Origin of the sequence: Kineosporia corallincola (assembly GCF_018499875.1) — a bacterium.
Classification (GTDB): domain Bacteria; phylum Actinomycetota; class Actinomycetes; order Actinomycetales; family Kineosporiaceae; genus Kineosporia; species Kineosporia corallincola.
This window is the reverse complement of sequence record NZ_JAHBAY010000005.1, coordinates 455,518-468,376: the sequence shown is the minus strand read 5'-3', so window position 1 is coordinate 468,376 and position 12,859 is coordinate 455,518. Positions and strand designations below refer to the sequence as shown.

The window sequence follows — 12,859 nt, the reverse complement described above, 5'->3', positions numbered from 1 at the left end:
CGGTTCGGGCTTCCCTGCTGCCGGCCGGGCCGGTGAATCCCGCGTCAGGAGCCGCCGGACGGCACCGGCACCGGCTGCCGACGGCGCCGCCGTGCCTCCCGGACCAGGGAGAAGACCAGTGCCACCAGTGTCGTCGAGCCCAGGGCGACACCGGACACCAGCAGGGCCACGGAGCGGGGGCCGGTGTCGGGAGATGTGGCGAGCGGCACGTCGAGGACCGGGGATACCAGTGAATCTGCCCGATAGTCCTCCTCCGACGTCAGGTCCGTCGTCACCGCCGAGGTGGGGTCGACGATCCCGTATCCGAGCCCGGCGTCCGGCAGATCGCCGGAGGGATGGTCGGCGGTGGCCTCCAGCCGGGCGATCACCTGCGGCGCGGTCAGATCCGGCCGGTAGGCGCGCACCAGAGCGGCCGCACCGGCGGCGAACCCGGTGGCGACCCCGCTGCCCCCCGCACTGACCTGGCCGGAACCCTTCGGGGCGACACTGATCAGGTTCTCGCCCGGGGCCGCCAGCAGCGGGCGACCGCTACCGGCCGCATTGCTGACCGAACCCTCGGCGCTGACCGACGCGACCGCCAGCACCCCCGGCAGCGCCGCCGGGTAGGCGACCGTGGAGTCGGAGGTCAGGGTGCTGGGCCGGTCGGTGGAGGCCACCAGCACGACATCGTGCTTCTTCGCGTAGGCCACCGCCGCCCGCAGCGCCTTGGTCCCGCTGCCCGCGGAGACGGTCACCGCCACCACCCCGGCACCGCCGTCGACGGCAGCCCGGATGCCCCGGGCCAGCATGGCCGCGTCCACGTCGTCCTGGTCGTCGGTGACCCGCACCGGCAGGATCCGGGCGGCCGGGGCCACTCCGGCCAGTCCCTGCTTCGGCTGCGGGCTGGCGGCGATCAGCCCGGCCACGAACGTGCCGTGCCCGGGGCAGTCGCTGTCGGCCCGGCCGCCGGTGCGCACGTCGCGTCCGGCCAGCACCGACCCCTTCAGGGCGGGAGCTCCGGAGCTGACACCGGTGCCGACCACGGCGACCAGCTCACCCCCGCCCCTCGTCAGTCCCCAGGCCTGCTCCGGCGCCAGGCGCTGCTGGGCCCACGGGACACCGGCGACCGAATCCTTCGCCGCCGGGGCGCACTCCGGCTCGGCCCGGGCCGTACCCGGAGCCAGAGGGACAGCGAAAAGCACCAGAACGAAGCTGATCCCGGCGCGACAGGGCAGACTCGCGGACCTCAGCCGGTGCCTCATGACGGCTGCTCCAGGTCCAGCCAGCCCAGCTGCATCAGCTCACCGCTGCGCCGGGTGACCAGCTGCCCACGGCCGGGCGGCAGAGGCCGGGGCCGGGTCCCGTTCAGCAGCGGCATCTCGGTCGCCGGTGACGACAGCGCCACGTCCGGGGTGTTGGACTCCTGAAGACGGCGCACCACGGCATCCATCGACGTACGCGTCGACCCGGCCGCGCTACGGGCCAGCACCACGTGCAGGCCGATGTCGCCGGCCTGGGGCAGCAGGTCGATCAGAGTGCTCAGCGGGCTGTTCATCCCACCCAGCAGCAGGTCGTAGTCGTCGACCAGCAGATAGACCTCCGGACCGCTCCACCAGTCCCGGCGCTGGAGCTGGGCCGGTGACACTTCCGGACCGGGCACCCGCTCGCGCAGGCGCCCGGACAGGGCGGTGATCAGCTCGCCGGCCGCGGCGGCGTTGAAGGCGTAACCCGTGCGGTACTCCTCCGGGACCGCCTCCACGAGCACCCGGCGGGTGTCCACGATGAAGACCTCGATCTCCGCCGGATCGTGCACCTTCGGGATGGCGCTCGCGATCAGCCGCATCACCCCGGTCTTGCCCGAGCCGGTGTCGCCGAGCACGGTCAGGTGCGGGTCCTGGCCGAAGTCGTGCCAGACCGGCTCCAGTTCGGCCTCTCCCCAGCCGAGTGCCACGCGCATGCCCGGCTCCGGAGCGGGAAGTTGCCCGGCCGGCAACAACGAGGGCAGCATCCGCACCCCGGGGGCGCGCGGGCCCTCCCAGGCGTCGCTGACCGACTCGGCCAGCGCTCGCGAGGCCGCCGCCAGGTCCTCGACCCGGGCATGCCCGTCGATCCGCGGCACCGCGGCCAGGAAGTGCAGCTTCTCCATGGTCAGGCCGCTGCCGGGCTTGCGCGGAACCTGCTTGGCGGCACGCATGTCGATCATCGAGTCGATGTGGTCGCCCAGCCGCAGCTCCAGCCGGGTGCCCAGCTGGTCACGCAGCTGGCTGTGCACGTCGGACCAGCGGTTGGTGGTGAGCAGGATGTGCACACCGTAGGCCAGGCCCCGGGCGACCAGCTGACGGATCGGTACGTCCTGGCTCTCGTGGTCGGCCCGCAGCGCGTGCCAGCCGTCCACCACCAGGAACACGTCACCGTGCGGGTCGTCGGCGAACTGCCCCTGGCGCCGTGCCGTGCGATAGGCGGCCATGTTCTCGATACCGTGCTCGGCGAAGAGCTTCTCGCGCCGGTTGGCCACGGCCGCGACCTCGGCGACCGTACGGCTGATCCGCTCCGCCTCGGTGCGCCCGGCCACCCCGCCCACGTGCGGCAGCCCGGCCAGCGTGGCCAGCGAGCCTCCGCCCAGGTCGAGGCAGTAGAACTGCACCTCCCGCGGCGTGTGGCTGAGCGCCAGCACCGAGATCAGCGTGCGCAGCAGCGTGCTCTTGCCGGACTGGGTGCCACCGGCGATACCGACGTGGCCACCAGCCCCGGACAGGTCCACCATCGACAGGTCGCGGACCTGGTCGTAGGGCTTGTCCACGATCGACACCGGCACCACGAGGCCACCACGCCCGGGCCAGCTGGCCGGGCTCAGGCCGAACTCGGCGTGCGGCGCCAGCGGAGGCAGGATCTGGTCCAGCGTCGGCGGTTTCGTCAGCGGCGGCAGCCACACCTGGTGGGCGGGCGGCCCGGCGTCACGCAGCCGGCTGACGGCGACCTTCAGCAGGGTCTCGCCGTCATCCGCTCCGATCCCGGGGTCGACGGGTTCCACCGCCGGGACCGGGGTCTCGGGTTCGGCCACCGCCACCGGGCCGGCGCTGAACGGCACCACCTGGCGGCGCACCTCCTCCTGGCGCTGCTCGGCGGTGCGCCGGCGGTAGCGGCCGGACACGTACGCGGCCTTGAACCGGGTCAGGGTGGCCACGTCCGAGCGTAGGTATCCGTTACCCGGTGCACTCGGCAGCTGATAGGCGTCCGGCACGCCGATCACCGAGCGGCTCTCCATCGCCGAGAACGTGCGCAGGCCGATCCGGTACGAGAGATGGCTCTCCAGCTTGTGCATGCGGCCGTCGTCGATGCGCTGACTGGCGAGCAGGAGGTGAACGCCGAGCGAGCGGCCCAGCCGGCCGATCATCACGAACAGCTCGGAGAAGTCCGGGTGCGAGGCCAGCAGCTCGCTGAACTCGTCGACCACCACGAACAGCGTGGGCAGCGGGTCGAGCATCACGCCGTTGGCGCGGGCGGTCTCGTACTCCAGCAGCGAGCTGTAGTTGCCGGCGCTGCGCAGCAGCTCCTGGCGGCGCATCATCTCGCCCTGGAGGGCGTCCTGCATGCGGGTCACCAGCGCGGCCTCGTCGGCCAGGTTGGTGATGGTCGCGGACGTGTGCGGCAGGTCGCCCAGGCCCAGGAACGTCGCGCCACCCTTGAAGTCGACCAGGACGAAGTTCAGCACCTCGGACGAGTGCGTGATTGCCAGCGCGAGGATCAGGGTGCGCAGCAGCTCGCTCTTGCCCGAGCCGGTGGCCCCGATCAGCAGTCCGTGCGGGCCCATCCCGCCCTGCGCCGACTCCTTGATGTCCAGTTCCACCCGGCTGCCGTCCTCGGCGATGCCCAGCGGCACCCGCAGCCGCTCGGGACCGCTCGCCCGGGACCAGATCTTCGCCGGGTCCAGCGCGTCGATCTCGCCCACCCCCAGCAGCGTCCCGAGGTCGAAGTTGTTCAGCATCGGTTCCCCGACGTCCGCCGTCGCTCCCAGTCGCAGAGGTGACAGAACGCGCGCCAGCCCGCTCGCGCGGGTGGCCGACAGCCGATCGGGACGGCCCAGGGGAGTGCGGATCTCGGTCCCGGTCCGGTCGAAGCGCACCATGGTCAGCTCCTGTGCCGACACCTCCAGGCGCAGGGTGACCCGTCCGGGGCGCAGAGCCCGCCCTGAATCGGCCTCCACCACCACGGCATTGCGGTACCCGGCGCCGGCGAGCCGGGACTCCTGCGGCAGGTCCACCCCGTCCACCACGACCACCACGTAGGGCTCGTCCCGGGTCGGCATCGCCCCGGCCTCGAACCGGCCCCGGTCGCCGACCTCCGCCGCCAGTACCTTCTCCAGTTCCGCCGCGTCAGCCGCGTAGAGCCGGGCGTGCCCGGCGCCGTCCTGCTGACTCGGATGCTGACTGTGCGGAAGCCATTTCGCCCAGTCCCACTCCGCCTCCCGGCCGTCCGCGGCACAGATCACCAGACGCAGGTCGTCGGGAGAGTGAAAGGTGACCAGCTGGGCCAGCATCGCGCGGACCAGGTCGCGGCCGACCGTCTGGTCACCGCTGTCGTCCCCCCGGAGCTGTACCTGCGCGAAACCCCGCAGGAAGACCGCGGTCGGCTGCCCGTCGATCGTGGTGTAGGCCCGCACGAACCGGCGTAGTGCCCGTGCCGACAACGGCTCCAGGTCCTCCACCGGCTTGGTCTGGATCGGTGTCATCGTCATCGCCAGCCGCTGCTGGCCGGTCGCGATCCGCACCTCGGCGAAGTCCGGGTGCGAGGGGCGCCGTTCCCACAGCCGGTCGCTGAGGGCCACCGACCACAGGCCCGCGGGCGAGGGATGCCGCCAGGCCAGGGCCGCACGCTGCTCGGTGGCCACCCCCCGCACCTTCTGCCGGGACTGGGCCAGATACCGCAGATAGTCACGGCGTTCACCGCGCATCCGCCGCTTGCGGTCGGCCGAGGTGCGGCCCACCTGCCCGAACACCATCGTCATCGAGGTCATGGCCATCAGCCCGGCGGCCATCAATCCCATACCGGGCTTCGACGGGGAGACGAACAGCAGAATCATCACGCTGGAGCCGATCGCCATCGGCAGGTACATCAGCAGCATGCCCAGATTGCCCGTGGGTGCCTCCGGCAGCACCGGTGGCTCCTGCAAAGACAGCTCACCGGCGGGCATCTCCGGCGGGGACTGCCTGGGCGGGCGCCGGAAGAGGGTGGTGGTCATGTCCCAATCGACGTACCCGGGACGTGGCCGGTTCTGTATTGCTCGCACCACGCGATCCGGCGCCCGGTCCGGAGGTTTTCCGGCCTTGGGTGAATCTGTCGGAAACATGTGAACCGCCCCGGCGGCCGGGCACGTTGATTGGGCCGTGGCAGTCGCGAAAGCAACGACGACGAGTTCGGGCGAGGTGTGCAGACTCACCATCTGCGGGCCGGACACCCGGATCGAACTGGCCGTGCCGGCCCATGTGCCGATGGCCGACCTGATGCCGACCTTCCTCGGCTACCTGGGACCCGACCTCGCCCAGTCCGGGCTCGCCCATGACGGCTGGGTGCTCCAGCGGTTGGGCGAGGCCCCGATGGACGAGGACCTCGCCGCGGCCGCCCTGGGCCTCTACGACGGCGACGTGATCCACCTGCGTCCTCGCAACGACCAGCTTCCCCCGGTCGACTTCGACGATCTGGTGGACGGTGTCGCGACCGGCATCGCCGAGCGTGGTGACCGGTGGCGTCCCGATGTGAGCGGACGCCTGCTGACCGGGCTGGCCGGGGTGGTGCTGCTCGCCGCACTGACCGTGGTGCCGGGTGCGGGCAGCGGCACCGCGGTCGCCGTCATCGGCGGCGTGGCCGGCCTGGTGGCCGGACTCGCCGCGCTCGGTGCGGCCCGGGCACTGGGTGAGAAAGGGGCCGGGCGGCTGCTCATGATGGCGTCCCTCGCCTTCCTCGCGGTGGCCGGACTGGCCCTGCCGGTCGGTGCCCACGACTTCCTGTCCGGGCCGTTCACCGGAGCCGGCGTGCTGGCTTCGGCGTCAGTCGTGGCCGCGGTCGCCCTGTGCACCGGATTCGTCCTGGGCCGCACCGAGCCGGGATTCACCGCCGCCGGGCTGTGCGCGGTGCCGGTCGCCCTGGCCGGGCTGCTGCGGACCCTCGACTGGGCCGAACCGTCCGGTGCGGCGTCCGTCGTCCTGGCCCTCTCGCTGATCGGCACGGTCCAGGTGGCCATGCTGGCCTCCCGGCTGGCCGGGCTGCGCATCCCGCCGCTACCGACCAACACCGACGAGTTCCAGCAGGGCATCGACCCCGAGCCCAGCCACCTGGTGCTGAGCCGCACCACCCAGGCCGACCGGTACGTCACGGCTCTCAGCACCGGGCTGGCTGCCGTGCAGACCGGATGCCTGATCCTGCTCGGCTCCGATCCCGACGTCTGGGCGAGGGTGCTCACCGGGGTGGCGGCCCTGCTGATCCTGCTGCACGCTCGCGATCTGCTCGGTATCCGTGCCCGCCTGGCGGTCATGGTGCCCGGCGTGGCGGGGCCCGCCACCCTGATCCTGGCCGAGACCTTCCGCCAGCCGGATGATCTCCGGCCGATCGTGGTGGCCCTGCTGCTGGTGCTCGCCGGGGTGATGCTGGTCCTGGCATGGACGCTTCCGGGCCGGGCGATGCTGCCGCACTGGGGCCGTGCCGGTGACCTGGTCCAGTCCGGGCTGGCCATCGCGGTGATCCCTCTGGTGCCGGCCGTGCTCGGCCTCTACGCCAGGGTGCGTGGCGGATGGTAGTCACCCTCCAGAACCGCCGGGACCAGGTGCAGGCCCACACCTTCATGGTGGGCCGGCTCCAGTCGGCGCTGCTCAAGGCCGAACCCGACCTGGCCACGCCGCCGCTGCGGCGCACCAGCTCCGGTCTGCTGATCGGCGGCATCCTGGCCACCCTCGGCGTCGCCGGGGCCGCGGTGTACGCGTTGATCTCCCCGGGCGGAAACTCGTCCTGGCGCGATGCGGGAACCCTGGTGGTGGACAAGACCACCGGAACCTCCTACGTGTGGGTGGACCAGTCGCTGCGCCCGGTGCTGAACCTGGCTTCGGCCAGGCTCCTGCTCGGCGAGGACATGACGGTCGAGGACGTCACCAGCTCCTCACTCGAAGGGGTACGCCGCGGTGCGGCCATCGGCATCGACCAGGCGCCGGAAACTCTTCCGGCCGCGACGATCTCGACCAGTGCCTGGCAGGTCTGCGCGACCACCGCGGTCGCTGCCGACGGCGACGCGCGGGCCGCGGTGTCGCTCCGGATCGGATCGCTGACGCCCACCGCCCCGATCCGCGACGACCAGGCCCTGCTGGTGCGCACCACCGGTGGCACCCGGTACCTGGTTACCGGCGGACGGCGGCTCAAGATCACCGAGGACTGGGTGCCCCGTGCCCTCGGTCTCGACGACCACGCCACCCTCGACGTGACCACCTCGTGGATCGATGCCCTGCCCGCAGGGCCCGACCTACCGCAGCCGACCGGGGTGAAGGCGGGCGCGAAAGGCCCTTCCCTGGCCGGGATCCGTACCACGGCCGGCCAGATCGTGGTGGTGCACACCGCCGGCAGCCCCGACCGCTACTACCTGGTCACCCTCGACGGTCTCCAGGCCGTCACCGAGACCGCCGCCGCCATCGTGCTCGGCGACCCGGGCACCACCAAGGCCTACGGCAAGAACCCGGTCGAGGCGGTGAGTCTCAGCCCGGCGGCACTCGGCATGGCCGAGGTCGCCGAGGCGCCGGCCTGGCAGGCGCAGTTGCCCGCCAGCCCGATGACGCTGGCCGACACAGGTTCCCAGGCCATGCCGTGTGTGCGGGCGGTGCCCACCGGAGGCACGGTGACGCTGGACGTGATCACGGTGCCCCGGGAACAGGCGGTCGCGTCGTCCACCCTGCGGGCCGGGGCAGCCGGTTCGGGGGCGGTACCGGCCGGGCCCGGGGGTGCTACCCCGTCGGCTCCGTCCGGTGGTTCCGGTGAGAAGAAGCCCACGGCAGCGACTTCCGGCGCGACGGTCACACCGGCGGACCAGGTCGGCATCGCCGCCGGCGCAGGTCTGCTGGCCCGCACCCTTCCCGCTCCGGGTGTGCCCGGGGCGGGGCTCTACCTGGTCACCGAGGACGGTTCCAAGTACCCGATCGCCTCCGCCGAAGCCCTGACAGCCCTCGGGTACTCGGATTCACAGGCGACCGCGGTACCGGCCAACCTGCTGGGCCTGCTGCCCACCGGGCCGGTGCTGGAACTCCTCGGGACAGGAGGTGATGTGGCGGCGTCATGACGTCGCCCTTCGCCGCTTGCCCCATCCCGCACCACGCATCACACATCTACTCGGAGGAAGAGAATGCCCGAAAACACCGGCCAGACCTATGGAATGACCCTGGAGATGCTGAACGCCATCATCACCGAGACCCAGGAGGCGATCGACCAGTTGCAGGTGGTCAACACCCAGGTCAACGCCACCACCAGCGACCTCGGCCAGGCCAACCAGTCGACCTCGGGCACCACCCTCACCGGCAAGCTCAGCGACTGGTCGACCGATTTCCTGCGCGTCAACAACGCTCTCAGTGCCCTGAACGAGAAGGCCAAGAACCTGCGGAACATCAACATCAGCACCAACTCCACCGCAGCCGGCCTGGCCTGATCCAGCTTCATCTCAGCCTTCTGACCTTTCCATCGAGAGAAAAGAGTAGCGCCGTGCCCGACAGTTTCATGATCTTCACCGGCAACTACGACGACGTGAACCTCTCGCTTCGCGCCAGCGTGCAGAAGATGGACCAGGAGATGTCCGACCTGGGCCAGACCCTGGCCAACATCGGCGTCGCCACCAGCGGTCTGGCGACCCCGATCTGGGAGGGCCTGGCCAAGGAGTGGACCGCGGCCTACATCGAGATCCAGAACGACCTCAATATTCACACCAACAACTCCGTCGCCGTCGGCGAGACCTTCAAGACGGGGAACCGGGATACCGCCCGAGCCATCACGGGCTGACCTGTCCGCTCCGTCGGAATCTCCGGGGCGCGGGTGGCCGGCCCGCGCCCCGGGCCATCCCAGTCAGGACGAAGACCCAGGGAGTATTCATGCCTGATACCAGGAACTTCCAGTTCAGTAAGGCCGAGTACGACGCGCTGATGGCCTATCTCAGTGACGTGGACGAAGTGCTCAACACCACGCCCCAGCTGCTCGGTCCCTCGGTCGATCTGAAGCTCGACGCGAATCTGGCCACGGCCATCCGCCCGGGCTCGCAGTCGTGGACGATAGCCAAGCAGTTCGCCACCCAGGCGGGAGTTTTCGGTGCCTCGGCCCAGCAGCAGTACACCCTGACCGAGACCGAGGTGCGGGCGTTCCTGACGGCGCTGAAGAACGCCTCGGACATCTTCCAGGACACCGACAACCTGGCCACCTACGAGGCGTCGAAGTTCTCGCAGAACTACCCGGATGTGGCCGGCACCACCAGCTGACCTCAGCTCCGTCAACCTCATCCCACCGAGCACTTCCGAAGGAGAACCGGTGCCCGACGTCAGCATTCCGGACAACGAGAACTGGTCGGAATGGACCTTCGAGCAGGCCATCGCCGCCGTCACCGATGCCGGTGCCGACCTGCACACCCCGGCGAAGGCCACCTGGTTCAACTTCAGCTCCAGTCCCAGCGCCAGCGACGGCATCAACTATCACGCCTGGGACAAGTACTACTACGGGGCCAACGTCAACACCGAGGCCCAGAACGCCTGGCGGGAGGCCATCAGTACCCTGGACACGGTCACCGCCGACATGAGCCGGGGCCGGTTCGGCACCATGGACCAGCAGACACTGGCCGACACCGCCGCACAGATCCAGTGGATGTCCCAGTGGGCCCAGGCCGTCCACGCCGGCACCAGCGGGTGGGCGCAGCGGGTGGACTCGGACGACTCGCAGTTCAAGGGCAAGGCGGCCTTCCTGATCCAGTGGCGGCTGGAACAGAACGGCAACGGCCTGCAAGACATCTACGAGCAGATCACCAGCCGGCACGGACGTCCCATCCACGTCGCGGTCGGCGAGGCCGCCACTGCCCTGACCACCTTCAACACCACGATGGCCAGCCAGTGGTCGCAGTTCTCGTCGCTGATCGCGTCGTGGCCCGGGAATTTCATGACCACCGAGATCAACAACATCTACAACCACCTGGTACGGAACGGGCTGGTCAAGGGGACAGCCAACTACCAGCTCGACGCCCTGGCGATGGGTGGTGACCGGATCGAGGAGGCCAAGCAGCACATCGACAACGTGATGGCGTCCTACCCGCGGGGCGACCTGCGCGCGGCCAGCACCTGGCAGGCGATCAACGACGACATCAGCAACACCCTGCTGAACAATCTGAAGGCGGCCATCGACACGACCGCCCAGAGCGCCATCGCCTCCCTTGCCGAGGCCTACAAACTGGCCACCAGCTCGATGATCGCGATCACCACACCGGTGAAACAGACCGCACCGCAACCGGACACCGATGACAACAACCTGAACACCGACGACCTGAACACCGGCGGTTCCAACAACGACCTGAACACCGGCGGGTCGAACGACGACCTGAACACCGGCGGCAGCAACGGGAACGGTTCCGCCAACGACGATCTCAACCTCGACGACACCGGCGGAAGCGGTTCCGGCTTGGGCACCGGCTCGGGGAGCGGTCTGCCGGACAGCGGGGCCTCCGCGACCGGCGACGACCTGGGACTCGACGACACCGGCGGAACCGGCTCCGGCACCGGGGCAGGCGGAACCTCGGGCAGCAGCCTGCCCGACAGCGGCGCGGCGGCGACGGCGGACGGTCTGGGGCTGGACGACATCGGCACGAGCGGTTCCGGGAGCGCGAACGGCACCACGAGCGGCCTGGCCTCCGGCGATCCCTCGGCCGGCTCGCTCGATGATCTGACCAGCGCGGACGGCGGTGCGGGGACGGCGGACGGGACGGCGGGCACCGGATCGGGCCTGTTCGCCACCACCGGCACCGGTGCCGGTGGAACGGGCAGCGGCGCCACCGGCAGCTCGACCGCGCTCGGATCCGACGACGCCTTCACCGAGGCCGACGGCAGCACCGCGTCGAGCATCGGCAACGACGACCTGGGCCTGGGCTCGGCGGACTCCGGGGCCGGCACCGGCACCGTGTCCGGCACCAGCCTGCCCGACTCGGGTGTGCTCGACGACGGCACCGCCGACGGGACCACCGAAGGACTCACCGCCTCCAGCGGTCTCGGCTCTCTGCCCGGGACGACGGATGCGGACGGCGGAACCGGCTCGGGTCTGGGCTCCGGTCTGGGGTCCGGGTTGGGCTCGGGGTCGGGCACCGACCCGGGGACGATCGACGCGGACGGCGGGCTCGGGTCGGGCCTCGGTTCCGGTCTCGGTTCCGGCAGTGGGCTGGACTCCGGGGCAGGTGTCGGCTCGGGGTCCGGGCTCGGGTCGGGAAGCGGTCTCGGCTCGGGCTCCGGTCTCGGGTCCGGAAGCGGACTGGGCTCGGGACTGGGTTCGGGCAGTGGCAATCCGTTCGGCGACCCGGTCAGTGGAACGGGTGGCCTGAACGGGCTGGACGGTCTGGGCGGTGGGACGTCCGGTCTCGGTGGTAGCGGTGCGGGTGGTCTCACCGATCTGCCTTCGCAGGTCTCCGGTCCGACCGGCTCGGCGAGCGGCACCAACGGCCTGTCCGGTGCCAACGGAACAACCGGTGGCACGACGACTTCCAAGAGCTCGGATGACTCCAGCGGGTCGTCGGGCGTGCCTTTCTTCCCCCCGATGATGGGCGGGGCGGGTGCCGGTGCCGGCAACAAGCCGGAGGAACGCGAACGCCAGACCTGGCTGTCGGAGGACGAAAAGATCTGGGGGACGAACGCAGCCGCCGGGTCCGGGGTGATCGGCCGGCCCGACGACGACGAGTTCGAGGAGGAAGAGGGTTTCGTGCCCAGCCGGGTCTCCCGCTGGCAGCGTCCCACCACCCGTCCCCGGCCCACTCCGGACCGGGCGCCCTCGGGTGCCGAGGGCACCGGCGAGAGCGGGGCAACGGCTGGTTCCCCGTCGGCGGGCTGAACCGCTGAACGATCTCATCGTCGTCCCAAATTACTGTGAGGAGAAGCAATGTCATCACCGGAAGAGCTGGAGCAGGCGGCAGCCGAGCTGCGCGAGCAGCGCGATCTGATCGGCCGGGCCGGCGCCCAGGTGGCCGCCGTCACCAGCACCACCACCTCGCGCGACCGGATGATCACCGTCACCATCGACGGCCAGGGACAGCTGACCGGGCTGAAACTGTCCGGCACCCGCTGGCAGAAGCTCGCGGCGCCCGACCTGTGTGCCAAGATCGTCGAAACCGCCCGGGCCGCACACGAAGAGGCGACCCGCAAGAGCATGGCCGCCTTCATGGAGTTCGTCCCGTCGAGCCTCGGCGGTGTGATGGGCGGTGGCGTCGACCTCGACCAGATGCTCAGCGAGGCGCTCCGTGCCGGGGACGAACCGCTTTTCCCTGAGATGAACCTGGGCCGCCGGCGGAACGAGGGCGATCGTGCCTGACGACGACGTCTTCTCCGGCGACCCGGAGGCAGTGGCCCGAGGTGCACAACGGCTCAAGTACCTCCAGCGGGTGGCCACCGGCATCACCGCCCGGCTGCGCACCGCCCACGAGGCGGTCGTGATCGAGAACACCGACGAGTTCGGGCAGACCCTGACCGCGAACTACGTGCCGGCGGCCGAAGCGTCGCTGCGTTTCATGGACGACGTGGGCCAGCTGGTGTCGGGGCACAGCGGCCAGACCAAGGACGTGGCAAGCATTCTCGACGGAACGAACACCACCGCTACCGGCGTGGCCGGGGGACGGGCGACCTGAGTC

At 70.7% G+C, this 12,859-nt stretch carries 10 protein-coding genes; 8 read left to right on the top strand and 2 right to left on the bottom strand.

Features of this window, described 5'->3' with window-relative positions:
* Positions 1 to 44 precede the first annotated feature (44 nt).
* Together KIH74_RS14730 and eccCa are read right to left on the bottom strand one after the other, a co-directional pair.
* Entirely contained in the window at positions 45 to 1,181 is a 1,137-nt protein-coding gene (locus KIH74_RS14730; RefSeq protein ID WP_214156483.1) for a S8 family serine peptidase, read from the bottom strand.
* A 56-nt stretch (positions 1,182 to 1,237) separates the two neighbouring features.
* Positions 1,238 to 5,218 (bottom strand): type VII secretion protein EccCa, encoded by a 3,981-nt coding sequence (eccCa, locus tag KIH74_RS14725; RefSeq protein WP_246572338.1) that lies wholly within the window; start codon positions 5,216 to 5,218, stop codon positions 1,238 to 1,240.
* A 145-nt stretch (positions 5,219 to 5,363) separates the two neighbouring features.
* On the opposite strand from eccCa, the gene eccD reads away from it, so the two are divergent.
* The 8 genes from eccD to KIH74_RS14685 all read left to right on the top strand — a co-directional run bounded on the left by eccD (position 5,364) and on the right by KIH74_RS14685 (position 12,856).
* A complete protein-coding gene (eccD, locus tag KIH74_RS14720; RefSeq protein ID WP_214156482.1) occupies positions 5,364 to 6,770 on the top strand; it encodes a type VII secretion integral membrane protein EccD in 1,407 nt (468 codons plus the stop codon).
* Complete coding sequence (gene eccB, locus KIH74_RS14715; RefSeq protein WP_214156481.1) at positions 6,764 to 8,290, top strand: type VII secretion protein EccB; 1,527 nt, start codon at positions 6,764 to 6,766, stop codon at positions 8,288 to 8,290. The genes eccD and eccB overlap by 7 nt, the downstream gene beginning before the upstream one ends.
* A 63-nt stretch (positions 8,291 to 8,353) precedes the next feature.
* A complete protein-coding gene (locus KIH74_RS14710; RefSeq protein ID WP_214156480.1) occupies positions 8,354 to 8,653 on the top strand; it encodes a hypothetical protein in 300 nt (99 codons plus the stop codon).
* Positions 8,654 to 8,706: 53 nt separating this feature from the next.
* Positions 8,707 to 9,000: a hypothetical protein gene (locus KIH74_RS14705; protein WP_214156479.1), complete on the top strand. Its 294-nt coding sequence runs from the start codon at positions 8,707 to 8,709 to the stop codon at positions 8,998 to 9,000.
* 89 nt (positions 9,001 to 9,089) lie between these two features.
* Entirely contained in the window at positions 9,090 to 9,470 is a 381-nt protein-coding gene (locus KIH74_RS14700; RefSeq protein WP_214156478.1) for a hypothetical protein, read from the top strand.
* Between the two features lie 49 nt (positions 9,471 to 9,519).
* The gene (locus KIH74_RS14695; protein ID WP_214156477.1) at positions 9,520 to 12,066 is read left to right on the top strand and encodes an autotransporter outer membrane beta-barrel domain-containing protein; all 2,547 of its coding nucleotides are present in this window, start codon (positions 9,520 to 9,522) and stop codon (positions 12,064 to 12,066) included.
* 48 nt (positions 12,067 to 12,114) lie between these two features.
* Positions 12,115 to 12,543 carry a YbaB/EbfC family nucleoid-associated protein gene (locus tag KIH74_RS14690; protein ID WP_214156476.1) on the top strand — a complete coding sequence of 143 codons (429 nt, stop codon included), beginning with the start codon at positions 12,115 to 12,117 and terminating at the stop codon, positions 12,541 to 12,543.
* Positions 12,536 to 12,856: a hypothetical protein gene (locus tag KIH74_RS14685; protein WP_214156475.1), complete on the top strand. Its 321-nt coding sequence runs from the start codon at positions 12,536 to 12,538 to the stop codon at positions 12,854 to 12,856. Before KIH74_RS14690 ends, KIH74_RS14685 begins: the two co-directional genes overlap by 8 nt.
* Positions 12,857 to 12,859 lie beyond the last annotated feature (3 nt).

What these genes read in the sequence shown, in the direction of transcription:
- KIH74_RS14700 (WP_214156478.1), top strand. Translation starts at nt 9,090, where the DNA reads ATGCCTGATACCAGGAACTTCCAGTTCAGTAAGGCCGAGTACGACGCG.
- KIH74_RS14690 (WP_214156476.1), top strand. Translation starts at nt 12,115, where the DNA reads ATGTCATCACCGGAAGAGCTGGAGCAGGCGGCAGCCGAGCTGCGCGAG.
- KIH74_RS14710 (WP_214156480.1), top strand. Translation starts at nt 8,354, where the DNA reads ATGCCCGAAAACACCGGCCAGACCTATGGAATGACCCTGGAGATGCTG.
- eccCa (WP_246572338.1), bottom strand. Translation starts at nt 5,218, where the DNA reads ATGACCACCACCCTCTTCCGGCGCCCGCCCAGGCAGTCCCCGCCGGAG.
- eccB (WP_214156481.1), top strand. Translation starts at nt 6,764, where the DNA reads ATGGTAGTCACCCTCCAGAACCGCCGGGACCAGGTGCAGGCCCACACC.